The organism is Micromonospora sp. DT233, from assembly GCF_049841815.1.
Classification (GTDB): Bacteria; Actinomycetota; Actinomycetes; order Mycobacteriales; family Micromonosporaceae; genus Micromonospora.
Genome location: NZ_JBNCLB010000023.1, coordinates 18,242 through 37,165, shown reverse-complemented (window position 1 = coordinate 37,165; position 18,924 = coordinate 18,242). Strand labels below are relative to the sequence as shown.

The window sequence follows — 18,924 nt, the reverse complement described above, 5'->3', positions numbered from 1 at the left end:
TCGGTGGTGCCACGGATGACTCCCTTCAGCTCCATCAGAGCATGATCGAAAGCCTCCGAGCTACCGGGGGAACCTCATGATCAAACGCCAGATGTTCGGCCGCGCCCGGTAGTTGCTGAGCGTCGTCTCCTGGACGTCCAGCTCGCGCTCGTTGAGCCAGCTCTCCATCTCGGCGGTGACGCTGCCGTCCGCCCGAGGTCCGCCCCGCCGTAGGCGGCGCGTGCGTCCTGCTCTGCCTTCAGGGCAGCGGGCCTGGTGGGGGAACCCCTGCCGCTTGTGCTGGCGGCGAGGCCCGTTGGAGTCCGGCGGGAGATCGATGATGAAGAACCAGCGGGTCTGGCCGTTGGCGAGGCGGTAGCTGTAGACAGCCACGGGGCTGCATCTCCGCAGTAACGGGATCGGGGGACGCAGCCCACGTTAAGCGATCTCCGTCACCGTCAGCGTTACCGCAAGATCACACATGATCTTCTATATCCGCTGGTGAATACCAGTCGGGACGGCCGGATTCGAACCGACGACCCCTTGACCCCCAGTCAAGTGCGCTACCAAGCTGCGCCACGTCCCGATGCTCCCGCGCGGTGTTTCCATCCCGCGACAGCCGGTACAGCTTAACCCACGATCTTCCCGACGCGCGCACCGCCCCGGGCCGCCTCGCGCCCGCACACCGCCTACAGCATCCTAGGAGGATAGGGAGGGCGGTGAGGGGCGGCCCGACGTTGACGCGCGCGTCTTCGAGATGTCCCGCGGCATGAGGCACGGCTACGGCGGCCCACATCGGGCGAGCGCCTCGTCACCAGCCCGGAGTGCTCAACGAGTCGTACACCGAAACGCTCCGGGCCCGCGTGACCGATCAGTCGCGCGGGCCCGGGGCGTCGGGCGTGCGGTGGGTCAGCCGTGCGCCTTGCCCCGGCCGCCGGGGCCGAGCTTCTTGCGCGGGCGTACCGAGATCTCCACCGGGCTGCCCTCGAAGCCGAACTCCTCGCGGAGCTTGCGCTCGACGAAGCGCTGATAGCCGGCGTCCAGCGGCGCGGTGGTGAAGAGCACGAAGCGCGGCGGGGCGACGCCCGCCTGGGTGGCGAAGAGGATCTTCGGCGCCCGGCCGCCACGGATCGGGTGCGGGGTGGCCTGCACCAGCGCGGTCAGCCACTGGTTGAGCTGGGCGGTCGGCACCCGGGTCTCCCAGCTCGCCAACGCCTTGCGCAGCGAGGGGGCGAGCTTGTCGACCGCGCGGCCGGTCATCGCCGAGAGGTTGAGCCGCAGCGCCCACGGGATGCGGCGCAGCTCCCGCTCGATCTCCTTGTCCAGGTAGTACCGGCGGTCGCCGTCGACCAGGTCCCACTTGTTGAAGGCGATCACCAGCGCCCGGCCGGACTCGGTGACCATGCCCAGGATCCGCTGGTCCTGCTCGCTGATCGGCTCGCTGGCGTCGAGCAGCACCACCGCCACCTCGGCGGCCTCGATCGCCCCGGCGGTGCGCAGGCTGGCGTAGTACTCGGTGCCGCTGGCCTTGCCGACCCGCTTGCGCAGCCCGGCGGTGTCCACCAGCTGCCAGGTCTCCCCGCCGATGGTGACCAGGCTGTCCACCGGGTCGACGGTGGTGCCGGCGACCGAGTCGACGACCGCCCGTTCCTCGCCGGAGAACCGGTTGAGCAGGCTGGACTTGCCCACGTTGGGGCGGCCGACCAGCGCCACCCGGCGCGGGCCGCGCGGGCGGTTCTCCTCGATCGGCGGCGCCTCGGGCAGCGCCTCCAGGATCTTGTCGAGCAGGTCGCCGGAGCCCCGGCCGTGCAGCGCGGAGACCGGGTACGGCTCACCGAGGCCGAGCGACCACAGCGAGGTCGCCTCCATCTCGATGGCGGTGTTGTCGGCCTTGTTGGCGACCAGGATGACCGGCTTGGCGCTGCGCCGCAGCATCTTCACCGCGGCCTCGTCCACGTCGGTGGCGCCGACCATCGCGTCGACCACGAAGAGCACCACGTCGGCGGTGGCGACGGCGATCTCGGCCTGCGCGGCGATCGCCCCGGCCCGGTCCTTCGCGTCGGGCTCCCAGCCGCCGGTGTCCACCACGGTGAACGACCGGCCGGTCCACTGCGCGTCGTACGGAACCCGGTCCCGGGTCACGCCGGGGACGTCCTCCACGACCGCCTGGCGGCGGCCGATGATCCGGTTGACCAGCGTCGACTTGCCCACGTTGGGGCGGCCGACGACGGCCACCACCGGCATCGGGCCGGTCGGCTCGTCGGCGGAGACGTCCGGCTCGCGCACGTCCGTCCAGCTCTCGTCGGTGTTCATGCCACTCCCCGTTCGGTCAACAGCGCGCGCAGCCGGTCGACGACCTCGTCGATGCCCAGCTCGGTGGTGTCCAGCACCACCGCGTCGGCCGCCTGCTGCAACGGGTCGGCCTTTCGGGTGGAGTCGAGCCGGTCCCGGCGGGCCAGGTCGGCGGCGGTGGCCGCCACGTCGGCGGCGTCCTCGGCGCTGCGCCGGCGGGCCCGCGCCGCCTCCGAGGCGGTCAGGTAGACCTTCAGGTCCGCGTCCGGGGCGACGACCGAGCCGATGTCGCGGCCCTCCACGACGATCCGGCCGGCCTTGGCGATCATTTCCCGTTGCCGGGCCACCAGCAGCGCCCGCACCGCCGGCACGGCGGCCACGGCGGAGACCGCCGAGGTGACCTCGGGGCCACGGATCGCGGCGTCGACGTCGACGCCGTCGGCGGTCACCCCGTACCCCTGGGGGTCGGTGCCGATGCGCAGGTCGACCTCGGCGGCGACCTTGCCCACCGCGACCACGTCGGTCAGGTCGACCCCGGAGCGCAGCACCGCCCAGGTGATCGCCCGGTACATCGCGCCGGTGTCCAGGTAACGGGCGTCGAGCCCGGCGGCGAGCCTCCGGGAGACGGTGGACTTACCCGAACCGGACGGCCCGTCCACAGCCACCACGCAGCGCCCGGCTCGTACGTTTTCCTCCACCGTGATCCTCCTCAGCCCGTGCCTCACGAGGCCCGGCGGCCGTCGTGAGCGGTTTGTCATCGTCGTCGATCATGCGCGCGGCCCGCCTCGGGGACCCCCGCGACGCCGCAGGTGGCGACCCACGCCACCGCACGCCCCGAGCGGGGCGTCACGGAAGCCTACCGGGTGTGGTACCCGGTGCCGCCGGGTCAGTCACCCACCGCCTTGAACAGGGCGGCGACCTCCGCGTTGGTCAGCCGGCGGGTCCGCCCGGTGCGCAGGTCGCCCAGCCGGATCGGCCCGATCGAGGTACGCACCAACCGGGACACCGGGTGCCCGACCTCGTCGAAGAGGCGGCGGACGATGTGCTTGCGCCCTTCGTGCAACGTCACCTCCACCTGGGCGGTCTTGCCCAGGGTGTCCACCACCTTGAAGGAGTCGACCGTCACCGGGCCGTCCTCGAGCTCGATCCCGGCCGCGAGCCGCTTGCCGAGGTTGCGCGGGATCGGCCCGGCCACCTCGCAGAGGTACGTCTTCGACACCCCGTACGAGGGGTGCATCAGCCGGTGGGCGAGCGTGCCGTCGTTGGTGAGCAGCAGCAGCCCCTCGCTGTCGGCATCGAGCCGCCCGACGTGGTAGACCCGCTGCTCCACCCGGTTGCCGAGGAAGTCCGACAGGGCGGTGCGCCCCTTCTCGTCCGCCATGGTGGAGACGACCCCACGCGGCTTGTTCATCGCCAGGTACACCAGCCGGTTGTCGGCCACCAGGCGCTCGCCGTCGACGTGGATCACGGCGTTGGCGGGGTCGACCTTGTCGCCGAGCTTGGCCACCCGCCCGTCGACGGTGACCCGGCGGCGGAAGATCAGGTCTTCGCAGGCGCGTCGGGAGCCCACCCCGGCGGCGGCCAGCACCTTCTGGAGGCGTTCGGCCCCGTCGAAGACGGGCGCGTCGGGTTGGGGGGCACGGTCATCGCGTCGCATCGGCAAGCTCTTCTACGTTGTCGGGGAGGAAAGGGGCCAGCGGTGGCAGCTCGTCGACCGAGTTCAGCCCCAGCTTTTCCAGGAACATGGTGGTGGTCCGGTAGAGGAAGGCCCCGCTGTCCGCTTCGGTGCCGCACTCCTCGACCAGGCCGCGAGAGACCAGCGTACGGATCACCCCGTCGCAGTTGACACCCCGGATGGCCGACATCCGCGAGCGGGTCACCGGCTGCTTGTACGCCACCACGGCCAGTGTCTCCAGCGCCGCCTGGGTCAGCCGGACCGACTGCCCGTCCAGTACGAACCGCTCGACGTACGTCGCGTATTCCGGGCGGGTGTAGAGCCGCCAGCCTCCGGCGGCCCGGCGCAGCTCGAAACCGTGCCCGGCGGCGGTGTAGCCGGCCGCAATGTCGTCAAGGAGCGGGCCGATCCGCTCCGGCGACTGCTCCAGGACCTGGGCCAGGGTGAGCTCGCTGACCGGCTCGTCGACGACCAGCAGGATCGCCTCCAGCGCCCCACGCAGCTCCGCGTCGTCGAGCACCACGGCCGGCGGCGGCTCCGGGGCCGATCTGCGCCGCCGCCCCCCGCCCCGCCCCCCTGACTCCCCTGACCCTGCGGGCCCTTCCGACCTTCCCGGCCCTTCCGACCCTACGGCCCCTCCCGGCCCCGCGGCTCCTCCCGGCCCCGCGGCTCCTCCCGGCCCTGCCTGCTCTCCCGGCCCGCCGGGCCCGACCGTCCCACCGCGCTCGCCGTCCCCGACGGCACCCCCCTCCCCTGCCGCCTCCACCCGCTCAGCCACGGAGATCTTGGTACGTTCCGGCCCCTCTGGGGGCGCGACCGCACCAAGATCCACCACTGCATCGGCAGATGAGGAGATCTTGGAAGAATTCGGCCCCTCCAGGGGCCCTTTGCTTCCAAGATCTACGTCGGGATCTGGGGCGGGATCGGCGGGTGGGCGGGTGTGGGGGCGTTTCCAGGGGGGGACCCAGGCGGCGGCCTGGTTCGCCAGGGAATCCTGGCGCTCCTCGTCACTCATCTCCGCTGCTCCTCATCGTCACCACCGGCACCGGTCGCCTCGTCCTCCGATGCGCCAGGGGCCGCCACGTCCACCGGGGCGGCAGGGGCCTCGGCCGGGTCGGCGTCGCCGGCGTACTCGTCGACGTGCAGGTCGGCGGCGGTGGCGTCCGCCGGGCCGGTCCAGCGGACGGTCAGCTCCCCCAGCGCCTGCTCCTGCACGAAGGAGACCAGGCCCTCCCGGTACAGCTCCAGCAGGGCCAGGAATCGGGCCACCACCTCCAGGGTGGCCCCGCAGTCGGCGCAGAGCAGGGAGAAGGTCGCAATCCCGGCGCGGCGCAGCCGCTCGGCGAGGATCGCCGCATGCTCGCGGACGCTGACCCGGACCATGTGCACGTGCGCGATGGAGACCTCGGGCACCGGCTTCGGAGTCATCGCCTTCACGGCGAGCCGGAGCAGCCGCTCCGGGCCGATCCCGAGGACCAGGTCGGGCAGCGCCTCGGCGTACCGGGCCTCCAGGGTGACCGCGCGGGGGTACCGCCGGCCGCCCACCGCCTCCAGCTCGGCGATGTGCGCCGCCGCCTCCTTGTACGCCTTGTACTGCAACAGCCGGGCGAAGAGCAGGTCCCGCGCCTCCAGCAGGGCCAGGTCCTCCTCGTTCTCCACCTCGGCGGAGGGGAGCAGCCGGGCCGCCTTCAGGTCGAGCAGGGTGGCCGCGATCAGCAGAAACTCGCTGGCCTCGTCCAGGTCCCACTGGTCGCCCATCGCCCGGATGTAGGCGATGAACTCGTCGGTGACCCGGTGCAGGGCGACCTCGGTGACGTCGAGCTTGTGCTTGCCGATCAGTTGCAGCAGCAGGTCGAACGGGCCGGTGAAGTTGTCCAGCCGCACCGTGAAGCCGGTGCTCTCCCCCGCGTCGCCGGCAGGCGCACCGGGCGGGACCGCGCCGGGCGTTCCGGCGGGAAGCGCGCCGGGCGGGTCCGCGCCGGGCGGGAGCGCACCGGCGGGAAGCGCACCGGGCGGGTCAACGGGCGGGGCGGTCACCGCACGACCGTAGTCCACGTTTCCCAGGCAGCGGCGGTGAGGCGCGCACCAAGCCGGGAACGCAGACCGGCCCGCCGACGCACGGAGGTTACCGCTCCGCCTGCGCGGCGATCACCTCGCGGGCGAGCTGCCGGTAGTTGCGGGCCCCGGACGACGCCGGGTCCATGGTGGTGATCGGCGCTCCGGCCACGGTCGACTCGGGGAACTTCACCGTCTTGGTGATCACCGTCTGGTAGACCTTGTCGCCGAACGCCTCGACCACCCGCTGGAGCACCTGCCGGCAGTGGGTGGTGCGGCTGTCGTACATGGTGGCGAGGATGCCCTCGAGCTCCAGGTCGAAGTTGAGCCGCTCGCGCACCTTGTCGATGGTGTCCAGCAGCAGGGCCACGCCCCGGAGGCTGAAGAACTCACATTCGAGCGGGACGAGCACCCCGTGCGCCACGGTCAGCGCGTTGATCGCCAGCAGGCCGAGCGACGGCTGGCAGTCGATCAGGATGTAGTCGTATTCCTTGCGGATGGTGCGCAGCACCCGCGCCAGGGCCATCTCCCGGGCGACCTCGTTGACCAGCTGAATCTCGGCCGCGGAGAGGTCGATGTTGGCCGGCAGCAGGTGCAGGCCCGCCACGTCGGTCTTGATCAGCACGTCCTCGGCGGTGACGTCGTCCTGCATCAGCAGGTTGTAGACCGACAGGTCGAGGTTGTGCGGGTTGACGCCGAGCCCCACCGAGAGCGCGCCCTGCGGGTCGAAGTCGACCAGCAGGACCTTGCGGCCGTACTCGGCCAGGGCCGCGCCCAGGTTGATGGTCGTGGTGGTCTTCCCGACGCCACCCTTCTGGTTGGCCATCGCGATGATCCGGGCCGGGCCGTGCCGGTCGGTGGGCATCGGCTCGGGAATGGGCTTGCGCATCGTGTAGGCCGCCGGGTCCGCCGGGCCGAGATCCGCGCCGAGCGTGGCCTGCTGCTCGCGGAGCTCCGTCGTCCAGGTCTCGGCACGGTCACCGTTGCCCGCCATGTCCTCGTTGCCCCCTCCCGACGACCACCCGACGTCGGAGCCGTCCGACGTCCCTCGCGGCGCCGCTGCGCACCCCGGTCACCCGCCCGCGAGGTACGCGCCATGCCGACTGTACGCCACAGGCCAGCAGGGCGACCGGCACCGGTACGGCGTGTCGGCCGGCACGCCGATCGGGCTGTACCGCTGGCGGAAACGGCCGCACCAGCGAAGGCATTTCGGGGACAGCGTAGGCCGCCGTGGAGCGCGCGGCACCACGGGCACGGATCAGCCCAGGGCGCGGGGGTGGGCGGTGGCGTAGACCTCGCGCAGCCGCTCGACGGTGACCAGGGTGTAGACCTGTGTGGTGGTCACCGAGGCGTGGCCGAGCAGCTCCTGCACCACCCGCACGTCGGCGCCGCCGTCGAGCAGGTGGGTGGCGTACGAGTGGCGCAGGGTGTGCGGGGAGACCGCGGCGGGGCCGTCGGTGGGCAGCCCGGCCCGCTCGGCGGCCCGGCGCAGGATCGTCCAGGCCCCCTGCCGGGTCAGCGCGCCCCCACGGGCGTTGACGAAGACCGCCGGGGTGCCCCGACCGGCGGCGACCAGACCGGGACGGGCCCGCACCAGCCAGGCGCGCAGCGCCTCGACGGCGTACCCGCCGATCGGCACCAGGCGGGCCCGGCCGCCCTTGCCGCGCAGCAGCACCGCCCCGGATCCGAGGTCCAGGTCGTCGATGGCCGCGCCGACGGCCTCGGAGATGCGCGCGCCGGTGCCGTAGAGGAATTCCAGCAGCGCCCGGTCGCGCAGCGCCAGCGCGGCGCCCTCCCCGGTGGCGGTCACCGGCCCGGCGGTCTCCAGCAGCCGGGTGACGTCCTGCACGGGGAGCGCCCGGGGCAGCCGGCGCGGCGGGACGGGCGGCCGGACGTCGCGGCTCGGGTCCGCGCCGGCCAGCCCCTCGCGCAGCGCGAAGCGGTGCAGGCCGCGTACGGCGCTGGCCGCGCGGGCGGCCGAGGAGGCGGCCAGCGGGGGGTGGCCGTCGTCGCCGGCGCGCAGCCGGGCCAGGTGCTCCTCGACCCGCCCGGCGTCGATGGCCGCCAGGTCGTCGACCCCGGCCGCGGCGAGCGTCGCGAGGTAACGCTCCAGGTCCCGGCGGTACGACGACACGGTGTTGGCCGACAGGCCACGCTCGACGGTGAGGTGGTCGAGGTAGCCGCGTACCGCGCGACGCAGGGCCGGCGCGGGCTCGGGGCCCGCCCCGGCGTCCTGCGTCGCGGCGGTGGCTGCGGATGCCGCCACCGTCGTCTCGGTCACCGCCACCGTCGTCTCCGTCGTCGACAGCCTCAGGCCAGCGCCTCGGCCAGCGGCAGGGTCGGCAGGTCGTGCGCCTCGGCGACCGGGCCGTAGACGACCTGACCGTCGTGGGTGTTCAGGCCCAGCGCCAGCGCCGGGTCGCCGCGCAGCGCCGCGCGCCAGCCCTGGTTGGCCAGCTCGAGGGCGTACGGCAGGGTGACGTTGGTCAGCGCGTAGGTGCTGGTGTGCGGCACCGCGCCGGGCATGTTCGCCACGCAGTAGAAGATCGACTCGTGCACCGGGTAGGTCGGCTCGGCGTGGGTGGTGGGGCGGGAGTCCTCGAAGCACCCACCCTGGTCGATGGAGATGTCGACCAGCACGCTGCCCGGCTTCATCCGGGCGACCAGCTCGTTGGAGATCAGCGTCGGGGCCTTCGCGCCGGGCACCAGCACCGCGCCGATGACCAGGTCCGCGTCGAGCACGGCCCGCTCGATCTCGTACGCGTTGGAGGCGACCGTCTGCAGGTGCCCCCGGTAGATGGCGTCGGCCTGGCGCAGCCGGGCGACGTTCTTGTCCAGCAGCAGCACCTCGGCCTGCAGGCCGAGCGCGATCGCGGCGGCGTTCATGCCGGAGACGCCCGCGCCGATGACCACGGTCTTCGCCGCGTACACACCGGAGACGCCGCCCATCAGGATGCCGCGCCCGCCGCCCTGCCGCTGCAGGTGGTACGCCCCGACCTGCGGGGCCAGCCGGCCGGCCACCTCGGACATCGGGGCGAGCAGCGGCAGCGACCGGTCGGGCAGCTCGACGGTCTCGTACGCGATGCCGGTGACCTTCCGGTCGACCAGCGCCTCGGTGCACGGCCGGGACGCGGCCAGGTGCAGGTAGGTGAAGAGCACCTGCCCCTCGCGCATCCGGTGGTACTCCTCGGCGATCGGCTCCTTGACCTTGAGCACCAGCTCGGCGGTCTCCCACACCTCGTCGGCGGTGCCGAGGATCTTCGCCCCGGCGGCGGCGAACTCGTCGTCGGTGATGCTGGACCCGACGCCGGCACCGGTCTCGAGGAAGACCTGGTGACCATTGCGGACGAACTCGTTGACCCCGGCCGGGGTGATCGCCACCCGGTACTCGTGGTTCTTGATCTCGCGGGGGATTCCGACCTTCACGACGCAGACACCTCTCTCGGGGCGTCCCACCCCGACCGCACGGTGCGCGGCGGCCCCGTTGCCGCCGCGGTCCACCGGTCCCGCCGGCGGCAGTCTAGGCCCGCGATCCGCCGCCCAGCGCCGACACTGTGCCAACCGGTCCGCAGTGGTGCTGACGATGTGTCAGGCGTCGACGGGGCCGACGGCGGGCATCGGCTCCATCCCCGACACGTCGTCGCCCGCCCATCGTCCCACCGTACGGGGCCGGGGCGGACAAAACGATGATGATTCACTAGGGTGTCGCCCCATGACCACTCCTTATCAGCAGTACCCGCAGGATGTCTCGGACAAGAGCAAGGTCGTCGCGGGTCTCCTCGGCATTCTCCTCGGCACCTTCGGTGCCGGGCGTTTCTATATCGGTGACACCAAGACCGGCGTGCTCCAGCTCGTGGTGAGCCTGGTGACCTGTGGCGTCGGCGGCATCTGGGGCCTCATCGACGGCATCCTGATCCTGGTCAACGGCGGGGTGGACGCGCAGGGGCGCCGGCTGCGCGACTGACGTCGACAGCCAGACAGGGGCCGTGCGGTTCGCCGCACGGCCCCTGTCGTCGTATCCGTGGCCCGTCGTGGCCCCTTGCCGCCGGCGCTCAGCGCGGCGGCGCGTCCACGCGGCTCAGCGTGGCAGCGGCGCGTCCGCCCGACGCAGCGTCGCCCAGCCGGTGTCGCGAGCGCGGGCGGCGGCCAGCACCCCGGCCACCGCGGAGGCGTTGGTGATCTCCCCGGCGAGCACCATCCGCACCGCCTCGTCCAGGTCGACCCGGACCACCTGGAGGTCGGCCTCCTCCTCGCCGCGCTCGTAGCGCTGCGCGGCGGGCACGTCGGCCAGCTCCCGGGCCAGGAAGACCCGGACCACCTCGTCGGAGAAGCCCGGCGAGCTGTGCAGGTCCACCAGCACGTCGACGACGGCGGCGGTGAGGTCGGCCTCCTCGGCCAGCTCGCGCAGCGCCGCGACCGCCAGGTCCTCCCCGGAGACGTCCATCAGGCCGGCCGGCAGCTCCCACAGGTGCCGGCCGATCGGGTGCCGGTACTGCCGGATCAGCACCACCTGGCCGGCGTCGTCGAGCGCCACCACCGCCACCGCGCCGACGTGCCGGACGTAGTCGCGGGCGGCGGTGCCGCCACCGGGCATGGTGACCTCGTCGGTGACCACGGAGAAGATCCGCCCCGCCCAGCGGTCTTGCCGCTCGGTCACCTCGTAGCGGTGCTCCACGGCGCTCACGACAGCGACGCCTTCCTCTTGCCGGCCGTCGCGCCGCCGTTGCGGTCGGTCGGCCGGGCTGCCGGCTGCGCCGGGGCGTCCAGGTCGACGGGGAGCTGGTCGGCCTCGGAGTACGTCACGGCCGCCTTCACGAACGCCGCGAAGAGCGGGTGCGGCCGGGTCGGCCGGCTCTTCAGCTCGGGGTGCGCCTGGGTGGCCACGAAGAACGGGTGCAGGGCCCGGTCCAGCTCGACGAACTCGACCAGCCGGCCGTCCGGGGAGGTGCCCGAGACGACCAGCCCGGCCTTGGTGAGCTGGTCGCGGTAGGCGTTGTTCACCTCGTACCGGTGCCGGTGCCGCTCGCTGACCTCGGTGCTGCCGTACGCCTCGGCGACGATCGAACCCTCCGCGAGCTTCGCCGGGTACGCCCCCAGCCGCATGGTGCCGCCCAGGTCGCCCTTGCCGGCGACGATGTCCTGCTGGTCGGCCATGGTGGCGATGACCGGGTGCGCCGCCTCGGCGTCGAACTCCAGCGAGTTCGCCCCGTCGAGGCCCCCGAGGTGGCGGGCCACCTCGATGGTCACGCACTGCAACCCGAGGCAGAGGCCGAGCAGCGGTACGCCGTTCTCCCGGGCGTACCGGGCGGTGCCGATCTTGCCCTCGATGCCCCGCACGCCGAAGCCGCCGGGGATGACGATGCCGTCGACGCCGGCCAGGGCCGCCGCCGCACCGGCCGGGGTGACGCAGTCGTCGCTGGGCACCCAGCGCAGCCGTACCCGGGCCCGGTGGCCGAACCCGGCCGCCCGGATCGCCTCGCTGACCGACAGGTACGCGTCGGGCAGGTCCACGTACTTGCCGACCAGCGCCACGGTCACCGTGTGGTGCGGCTGGTGCACCCGGTCCAGCAGGTCGTCCCAGCGGGTCCAGTCGACGTCGCGGAAGGAGAGGCCGAGCCGGCGCACCACGTACGCGTCGAGGCCCTCCCGGTGCAGCACCTTCGGGATGTCGTAGATGCTCGGCGCGTCCGGGCAGGCGGTGACGGCCTCCCGGTCCACGTCGCAGTAGAGCGCCAGCTTCTGCTTGACCTTGTCCGGGATGTCCCGGTCGCAGCGCAGCACCAGCGCGTCGGGCTGGATGCCGATGCTGCGCAGCTGGGCCACCGAGTGCTGGGTGGGCTTGGTCTTCAGCTCGCCGGACGGGGCCAGGTACGGCACCAGGGAGACGTGCAGGTAGAAGCAGTTGTCCCGGCCCAGGTCGTGGCGGACCTGCCGGATCGCCTCGAGGAAGGGCAGCGACTCGATGTCGCCGACGGTGCCACCGACCTCGGTGATCACCACGTCCGGCACCTGGCCGTCGGCGTCGGGGTCGGCCATCCCCCGGATCCGCGCCTTGATCTCGTTGGTGATGTGCGGGATGACCTGGACGGTGTCGCCCAGGTATTCGCCGCGCCGCTCCTTGGCGATCACCTCGGAGTAGATCTGGCCGGTGGTGACGTTCGCCTTGCCGGAGAGCGCCCGGTCCAGGAAGCGTTCGTAGTGCCCGACGTCGAGGTCGGTCTCCGCGCCGTCCTCGGTGATGAAGACCTCACCGTGCTGGAACGGGTTCATTGTCCCCGGGTCCACGTTGAGGTAGGGGTCGAGCTTCTGCATCACCACGCGCAGCCCGCGCGCGGTCAGCAGGTTGCCGAGGCTGGAGGCGGTGAGGCCCTTACCCAGCGAGGAGGCGACCCCCCCGGTGACGAAAATGTGCCTGGTCGTCCGTGCTGATGGGGCCAACGCCTGCTCCCGTGTCGTCCGTCGCGGTCGTGCAGACCGCCGTGCCGATCAGCCAAGTGATCACGCGATCCACGGGATTCCACGGTAACACCTCTGCGGGACGGCCCCGCAGCCCGCACCCGAGGTCGCCCGGCCGGGCGGCGCCGACGACCGGTCCGGTGGGCGTCGGCGATCAGTCCGGCGCGACCGTGGTGGAGATCCGTCCGCCCTGCTGCGGCACCCGCTTCGGCCCCTGGGCGCCCGCGTCGGCCGGGCCGTCCGGGGCCGTCGAGCCGGGGCCGTCCGCCGGGCCGTCCGGGGCCGTCGAGCCAGGCCCGTCCGCCGGGCCGTCCGGGGCCGTCGGGCCCGGGTGGCCAGCCGGGGCGGCCGGGGCCTGCGAGGCGGCCGCCCCGGAACCGGCCTGATCGGTGTCGGCGGTGCCGGCCGGGGCGCGCGCGTCCCCGCCGGAGGGCCGGGGGGCGGACCGACCGTTGGCCGGGCCGCCGTCGCCGGGCTGGGTGCGGTCGGTCGAGTGGTCGAGCACCCGCAGCGCCGCGAGGGCCGCCATCGGCACCACCAGCGCACCGGCGGCCCCGGCGACGTCGAGCGCGGAGCCCCCGAGCAGCCCGCCGATCGCCGCGCCCACCGCGGTGCCGGCCATCGCGGCCCGCATCGTCGGGTAGATGCCGAAGAGCCGCATCAGCCCGCCCCACGGCTGGAGCAACGCCAACCACACCAGCAGCGCGCCGGCCACGGCCAGGACGGTCAGCGGGCTGTTGACCAGGGTCTCGAAGTTGGCGCTGCTGGAGCGGTGCACGGTCAGCCCGCCGGTGCCGTCGCCCACGGCCGCCAGGAACCGGCCCAGGCTGCCCCGCTCGGCGGCCGGCCGCCGCAGGTCGATCACCGCGAAGCCGATGGTGAGGGCCAGCCCGGCCATGCCGGCCCAGGCCAGCCGGCTGACGGTCAGCCAACCGCCGGTGCTGATCGCGGCGGCCACGCTGACCCCGGCGGTCAGCGCGATCGCGCCGATCGGGTCCGCGCCCAGGTACGGGCTGCCGACCAGCACCACGGCGAGCCCGCCGACGGCGACCACCACCATGGGCCGCCACTGTCGGCGTACCCGCTGGGCCAGCCAGCCGGCGCAGAGCAGCGACCCGGCGACGAAGATGCCGAGCCCGACGCTGCCCAGGCCGGAGAACCGGCCGCCCTCCAGGGCCGAGTAGCCGATCACGCCGTTGAGCTGCAGCCGCGCCCCGGTGAGCACGTCGGCGGCGATGACGAGGGTGGTCAGGCCGGCCACCGCGCCGAGCGGGCCGAGGGTCGAGGCGTGCCCGGGGGCGAACCGGACCGCTGCGGTCCCCGCGACCACCAGCAGCGCCGTCACCGTGGCGAACCACCAGCCGGCGTGGTCGCCGCGCCACCAGGGCACGAGGTCGGCCAGCAGGGCCGCCGGGATCGCCAGGGCGGCGGCGATCAGCAGCAGTTCGACCGTCGCCACCACGCGCCGGGGCACCGGGGCGGGGCCGACCGGCCCGGCGTGCCGGCGGGCGCGGCGCAGCAGCGGCAGCACCGCGAGGGCGAGCAGCACCTGCGCGCCGGCCAGCAGGGCGAAGAACCAGCCGGCGACGCGCCGCTGGGCGGCGGACTCCCGGTCGGCGTCGGCGGGTGCGGCGAGCGCGGACGACAGCTCCGCCGGGCGGCCGTCGACGGGGACCGCGGGGCGGCCGAGGAAGAGCCGCTCCGGCATCGGCCGGCCGAGCGCGGCGAGCGCGGTCGGCGCCAGGTCGACCAGTTGCAGGTAGCCCTCCCGGCCGGTGGTCGGCGAGGTGAGCCAGCCCCGCTCCCACCCGGGGCCCTCGGCGACGGCGACGTGCAGCCGGGACGGCTGGTCGGTGTCGGAGACCCCGGCGACCAGCACCAGGGAGCGGGGCGGGCGGGCGGCCAGCACCCGGGCCAGGTCGGCGTCGGCCCGCCGGGCCTGCCGGGAGCGGGTCGCCGGGTCCTCGCCGGCGACGGTGCCGAGGTCGACGATGCTCAGCACGCAGGAGCCGAGCAGCGGGGCCGGGTCGGCCGGCAGCCGCGCCGCGTACCGGTCGACCCGCCCGAACGGGCGGGCCGCGGCCACCGCCGCGCCGGGACCGATGGCGACCGAGCAGCGCACCGACTCCGACAGCGCCCCGGGCACCGCGCCCCAGGACTGGCGCTGCTGGTTGTGCAGCACGACGCTGCCCTGGTCGGGCAGGTTCGCGCCGATGCCGTCGGGCTGCTGCACGGTCACCGCGCCGACGGGCGGGCAGCCGCCCGCGCCCCGGCCACCGTTGTAGGCGGCGAAGTTGCCGGCGCCCAGGGTCAACCAGCCGTCGACCGGGCAGGTGGGCCGGTGCGCGGAGCGCACCGACAGCGAGCCGATCGAGCCCTCCTGCGCCATCCGCCACAGCGTCGGGGTCGTCTGCGGGTCCACGTCGTCCCAGCGCAGGCCCGGCACCCCGACGAGCACCACGAAGTCGGCGGTGCGGCGGGGCGCCTCGCCCGCCGGCCGGGCGGCCAGGGCGGCGACGCCCAGGACCACGACCAGCAGGGTCAACAGGGCCGGCGTGAGTCTGCGCAGCATCACCGGCGTCACGTCGACGAACCGTCGGGGGCGCGGGAGGCGGAGGCGTCGGAGCTGCCCGAGGCGGTAGAGCTGCCCGAGACGGCCGTGCTGTCAGAGACGGCGGTGCGGCCCGAGGCCGGCGGCGCGGCCGCGTCGGGGGCCAGCTCCGCGTAGAGCGCGGCCAGCTCGGCGACGGTGTCCGCCTCGGTGGGCCAGGTGGCCGCCCGCTGCGCGCCGAGGTCGCCCAGCGCGGCCCGGCGGACGTCGTCGTCGAGCAGCGCCCGCACGGCGGCGTCGACGGCGTCCACGTCGCCCGGGGGCACCAGCACGGCGGCGTCGCCGACCAGCTCCGGCAGGCCGCCGACGGCGGTCGCCACCAGCGGCACGCCGGCCCGCAGCGCCTCCTGGGCGAAGAGCTGGCGGGCCTCCCAGTCGCTGGTCACCACGGCCAGGTCCGCGCCGGCCAGCAGGTCGGCCACGTCGGTGCGGTGCCCGAGCAGGGTGACCGGGGCGCGGGCGGCGGAGATCCGGGCGGCCAGCGGGAGGTACGCCGGCCCGCTGCCGGCGATGACCACCACCGGTGGCGGGGTCCGGCCGCGCCACCGGGCGGCGGCGTCGATCAGCACGTCGTACCGCTTCTGCGGGTGCAGCCGGCCCACCGAGACGATCAGCGGCTGGGCGCCGGTCACCCCGAACTCGGCGCGCACGGCGCTGCGGCGGCGGCGCGGCGCCGGCAGGGCCGGCGCGGCGACCGGGGCGAGGCGGGCGTCGGCCGCGCCCAGCGCGGTGGCCCGCTCGACCAGGTCGGTGGAGGCGCCCAGCGCGACCCGGACGCCCCGGGCGACGACCCGCTCGGCGAGCCGGGACAGCCCGCCGCGCAGCCCACCGGCCAGCACCGCGTTGTGCCAGGTGACCACCAGCGGGGCGGCCGGTCGGGCCAACACGGCGACGAGCCCGGCGCGCAGGCCGTGGGCGTGCACCACGTCGACCGCCTCGGCGGCCAGCGCGCGGCGCAGGGCGAGGACCGCCCGGCCGTCGGCCGGGGTGGGGCTGGCCGGGATCTCCACCGGCCGGAAGCGGGCGCCCACCCCGGTGAAGTCGAACTGCTCCTCGGTGGCGGCGGGGCCGCAGACCAGCACCCGGGTGCCGTAGTCGGCGAGCCCCCGGGCCACGGAGCGCACGTGCTGGCCGACGCCGCCGGTGCTGGAGGCCAGCAGCAGCGCCACGGTGCCGGGCCAGCCGGGGGCCGGTGTCGCCCCGGTCATCTCGGGCACCTCCGGCCCGCCGTGGCCTGCGGTTCGCCGCCCGTCGTCGCGCTCACCCGGACACCGTCTCCTTCCCGTCGCCCCGCTCGGGGCCGACCACGTCCTGCGCAGGCCCGTCGGCCCGGCCCGCCCCGCGGCCCAGCCGGCGGCGCACGGCGGCGACCAGCGGCCGGACGTCGCGCCGGTCGGCCAGGTACGCGACGGCGAGGAACACGACGCCGACCACGACTGCGGACAGCATGCCCTGCGCGAGTGCCCCGAGTGTCGTCGGGGGGGCGTCGCCGCCGCCCGCCAGCCAGCGGGCGATCCCGACCCCGGCGAGGGCGCCGAGGGCCCCGCCGAGCGCCCCGGCCGCCCCGGCGCGGGGCACGCCGGCCAGCGCCACGGGGCCGGCCGCGCGGCGCACCGCGCCCAGCAGCAGCGCCCCGAGCAGCAGCATCCCGACCGAGTTGGCCACGGTCACCGCGAGCACCCGGTCGGCGCGGGGCAGCAGCGCGCCCAACGCGACGGCGGCCAGCGGCACGGCCAGCCAGCCGACGGTGATCGCCGTAGTGGCCGCCCGGGTGTCACCGCGGGCGTAGAGGGCGCGGGAGAGCACCGCGAAGAGCCCGTAGCCGAGCAGCCCGGGGGCGAAGCCGACGATCCCGGCGGCCACCGGGGCGGGGTCGTCCGGGCGGAAGAACGCGGCGACCGGCGCGGCGGTGCCGACCAGCGCCGCCACGCCGAGGCAACTGAACAGCAGCACCCCCCGGGTGGTCGAGGCGAGGGTGTCCCGGTAGCCGGCCTCGTCGCCGGACGCCGACGCGGCGGCGAGGGTCGGGTACGCGGCGACGGCCAGCGGCACCGCCAGCACCGCCCAGGGCAGCAGGTACATCGTCTGGGCCAGGTTGAACACCTGCAGGGTGCCGGTGGGGCCGCCGGAGGCGCTGCGGATCAGCACCGCGAGGGCGAGCTGCTGGGCGGCGACGGTCACCACACCGGCCACGGCCAGCCCGCCCACGCGGGCCCGCGCGCCGGCGTCGAAGGCGTACCCGGGGCGGGGCCGCAGGCCCAGCCGGCGCAGCGGGATCAGCAGCGACAGCGACAGCACCACCACCCCTGCGGTGGTGCCGCCGGAGAGGAGCAGTTCGCCGCCCCGGCTCACCCCGGCGACCGTGGCGCCCTGCCCCTCGGCCACGCCGAAGGCCAGGTACACCGCGATCACGGTGAGGCTGGACAGCAGCGGGGCGATGACCGGCCAGGCGAAGCGGCGGTGTGCCTGCAACACCCCGGTGAGCACGATGCCGATGCCGTAGAGCGGCAACTGGGGGGCGAAGACCCGCAGCATCCGGGCGCCGGCGGCGACCTCCGCCGGGCTGCGCCCGGAGCTGAACGCCTCCACGATCGGCCCGGCCAGCAGGGCGACCGCCACGGCCAGCGGCACCAGCAGGGTCACCGTCCAGGTCAGCAGCGCCCCGGTGGTGGCGGCCACCGCCCGCCGGTCCCCCGCCGCGGCCGGCCCGGCCAGCAGCGGTACGACCAGGCTCGCCAGCGCCCCACCCGCCACGATCTCGAAGATGATGTTGGGCACGGTGTTGGCGACGACGTACATGTCGCCGAGGTCGCGGAAGTCCAGCGTCCAGGTGAAGACCATGGTCCGGCCGAAGCCGGCGAGCCGGCTGAGCACGGTCAGCGCGGCGATGAGGGCGGCTGCTCCGGCGACGCGGCCGGCGCCGGCGAGGGGTGCCGGTGTCGTCACGTCAGTCGGTGCGCCGGCCCAGGGCGTCCAGCTCGCGCAGGCCCGGGGTGGCCTGGATGACCTGGGTGAAGCTGACCTTCTCGCTGACCGCGGTGAGCCCGGCGAGCACCGCGAACGCGCCGGCGCGCCCGAGCGGGCCGGTGCGGGCGGCCAGGGCCACCCCGAGCAGCGCGCCGAGGGCGTTGGCCCCGCCGTCGCCGACCATCACCTGCTCGTCGAGGTCGTCGCGGAGCAGGCCGGCGGCGGCCCCCACCGCGCCGGCGGCGATCCCGCCGTGCGGGCCGCGCGCCAGGGGCGCGCCGAGCAGCATGCCGGACTTCAGTGCCCGGCCGGGGCGCAGGTCGAGCAGGTTGAGCAGGTTGGCGGTGCCGGCGATCACCCCGGCGCCCAGCAGCACGTCGACGGTGCGGCCCACGGCGCCGTGGCGCTGCCGGCGGGGGTGGGCGGCCACGGTGGGGTCGGCGGCCAGCAGCGCCGCGGCGCCCAGCCCGGCGGCACCCACCCCGACGACCTTGACCAGGCCGGCGGTGATCCGCCCCTCGCGCAGCGCGGCGAGGTGCCCGGCGAAGCCCTTCGCGGCCCGTTGCTCGGGGCGGGCACCGACCACGTCGTCGTAGACGCCCACCGCTCCCCCGCCCAGGCCGGCCAGGAGCGTGGCGGCCCCGGCGGGGACGCTGGGCGCGCCGAGGGCCCCGGCCGCGGCGGCACCGGCGGCGAGCGCCGGCCCGGCGGCCAGGGTGACGGTGCGGCCCCGGAAGTTGGTGCGCGCAAGCGTCGGGGCGACGGGGGCGCTACGCACCTCGCGCAGCGCGTACCGGGCGGCGGCGGCACCGGCCCCGGCGATCAGCAGGCGGCCCAGCAGGCTCACGCGGTCACCCCGTTTCGCGCGGAGCGGGCGGGGCAGGAAAGT

The 18,924-nt window shown here is 74.9% G+C and carries 15 protein-coding genes, 1 tRNA gene and 1 pseudogene; 1 reads left to right on the top strand and 16 read right to left on the bottom strand.

The annotated features are described in order from the left end of the window. Window positions 1-60: 60 nt before the first annotated feature. The 10 genes from ACLQ2V_RS27600 to ald all read right to left on the bottom strand — a co-directional run bounded on the left by ACLQ2V_RS27600 (window position 61) and on the right by ald (window position 9,427). Window positions 61-372 carry a hypothetical protein gene (locus ACLQ2V_RS27600; RefSeq protein ID WP_425721533.1) on the bottom strand — a complete coding sequence of 104 codons (312 nt, stop codon included), beginning with the start codon at window positions 370-372 and terminating at the stop codon, window positions 61-63. A 119-nt stretch (window positions 373-491) separates the two neighbouring features. Continuing rightward, window positions 492-565 (bottom strand) — tRNA-Pro (locus ACLQ2V_RS27595). Window positions 566-888: 323 nt separating this feature from the next. Then, window positions 889-2,292: a ribosome biogenesis GTPase Der gene (gene der / locus ACLQ2V_RS27590; RefSeq protein WP_425721531.1), complete on the bottom strand. Its 1,404-nt coding sequence runs from the start codon at window positions 2,290-2,292 to the stop codon at window positions 889-891. Further along, window positions 2,289-2,969 (bottom strand): (d)CMP kinase, encoded by a 681-nt coding sequence (gene cmk, locus ACLQ2V_RS27585; protein WP_425721529.1) that lies wholly within the window; start codon window positions 2,967-2,969, stop codon window positions 2,289-2,291. The genes der and cmk overlap by 4 nt, the downstream gene beginning before the upstream one ends. 188 nt (window positions 2,970-3,157) lie before the next feature. Next, complete coding sequence (locus ACLQ2V_RS27580) at window positions 3,158-3,928, bottom strand: pseudouridine synthase (RefSeq protein WP_425721527.1); 771 nt, start codon at window positions 3,926-3,928, stop codon at window positions 3,158-3,160. Next, on the bottom strand, window positions 3,915-4,961 hold the full coding sequence (gene scpB, locus ACLQ2V_RS27575) for an SMC-Scp complex subunit ScpB (protein ID WP_425721525.1): 1,047 nt from the start codon (window positions 4,959-4,961) through the stop codon (window positions 3,915-3,917). The genes ACLQ2V_RS27580 and scpB overlap by 14 nt, the downstream gene beginning before the upstream one ends. Next, the gene (locus tag ACLQ2V_RS27570; protein WP_425721523.1) at window positions 4,958-5,983 is read right to left on the bottom strand and encodes a segregation and condensation protein A; all 1,026 of its coding nucleotides are present in this window, start codon (window positions 5,981-5,983) and stop codon (window positions 4,958-4,960) included. The genes scpB and ACLQ2V_RS27570 overlap by 4 nt, the downstream gene beginning before the upstream one ends. 88 nt (window positions 5,984-6,071) lie before the next feature. Beyond that, window positions 6,072-6,995 (bottom strand): ParA family protein, encoded by a 924-nt coding sequence (locus ACLQ2V_RS27565; protein WP_425721521.1) that lies wholly within the window; start codon window positions 6,993-6,995, stop codon window positions 6,072-6,074. Between the two features lie 264 nt (window positions 6,996-7,259). Beyond that, window positions 7,260-8,267 carry a site-specific tyrosine recombinase XerD gene (locus ACLQ2V_RS27560; protein ID WP_425721539.1) on the bottom strand — a complete coding sequence of 336 codons (1,008 nt, stop codon included), beginning with the start codon at window positions 8,265-8,267 and terminating at the stop codon, window positions 7,260-7,262. 44 nt (window positions 8,268-8,311) lie between these two features. Continuing rightward, complete coding sequence (gene ald / locus ACLQ2V_RS27555) at window positions 8,312-9,427, bottom strand: alanine dehydrogenase (RefSeq protein WP_425721519.1); 1,116 nt, start codon at window positions 9,425-9,427, stop codon at window positions 8,312-8,314. A 286-nt stretch (window positions 9,428-9,713) separates the two neighbouring features. Here ald and ACLQ2V_RS27550 point away from each other — a divergent pair, with 286 nt between their 5' ends. Continuing rightward, window positions 9,714-9,965, top strand: a complete 252-nt coding sequence (locus ACLQ2V_RS27550) for a TM2 domain-containing protein (RefSeq protein WP_425721517.1) — start codon at window positions 9,714-9,716, stop codon at window positions 9,963-9,965. A gap of 114 nt (window positions 9,966-10,079) precedes the next feature. Here ACLQ2V_RS27550 and ACLQ2V_RS27545 read toward each other — a convergent pair whose 3' ends face one another. From ACLQ2V_RS27545 to ACLQ2V_RS27520, 6 genes and pseudogenes are all read right to left on the bottom strand, one after another. Continuing rightward, the gene (locus tag ACLQ2V_RS27545; RefSeq protein WP_425721515.1) at window positions 10,080-10,685 is read right to left on the bottom strand and encodes an NUDIX domain-containing protein; all 606 of its coding nucleotides are present in this window, start codon (window positions 10,683-10,685) and stop codon (window positions 10,080-10,082) included. Next, a complete protein-coding gene (locus ACLQ2V_RS27540; RefSeq protein ID WP_425721513.1) occupies window positions 10,682-12,439 on the bottom strand; it encodes a CTP synthase in 1,758 nt (585 codons plus the stop codon). The genes ACLQ2V_RS27545 and ACLQ2V_RS27540 overlap by 4 nt, the downstream gene beginning before the upstream one ends. Before the next feature lie 172 nt (window positions 12,440-12,611). Beyond that, a complete protein-coding gene (locus tag ACLQ2V_RS27535) occupies window positions 12,612-15,029 on the bottom strand; it encodes a hypothetical protein (RefSeq protein ID WP_425721537.1) in 2,418 nt (805 codons plus the stop codon). Window positions 15,030-15,139: 110 nt separating this feature from the next. Further along, window positions 15,140-16,276: pseudogene (locus ACLQ2V_RS27530) on the bottom strand (glycosyltransferase family 4 protein); the annotation flags it as partial. 52 nt (window positions 16,277-16,328) lie between these two features. Further along, complete coding sequence (gene murJ / locus ACLQ2V_RS27525; RefSeq protein ID WP_425721511.1) at window positions 16,329-18,014, bottom strand: murein biosynthesis integral membrane protein MurJ; 1,686 nt, start codon at window positions 18,012-18,014, stop codon at window positions 16,329-16,331. Between the two features lies 1 nt (window position 18,015). Beyond that, entirely contained in the window at window positions 18,016-18,882 is an 867-nt protein-coding gene (locus ACLQ2V_RS27520; protein WP_425721510.1) for a hypothetical protein, read from the bottom strand. Window positions 18,883-18,924: the final 42 nt, after the last annotated feature.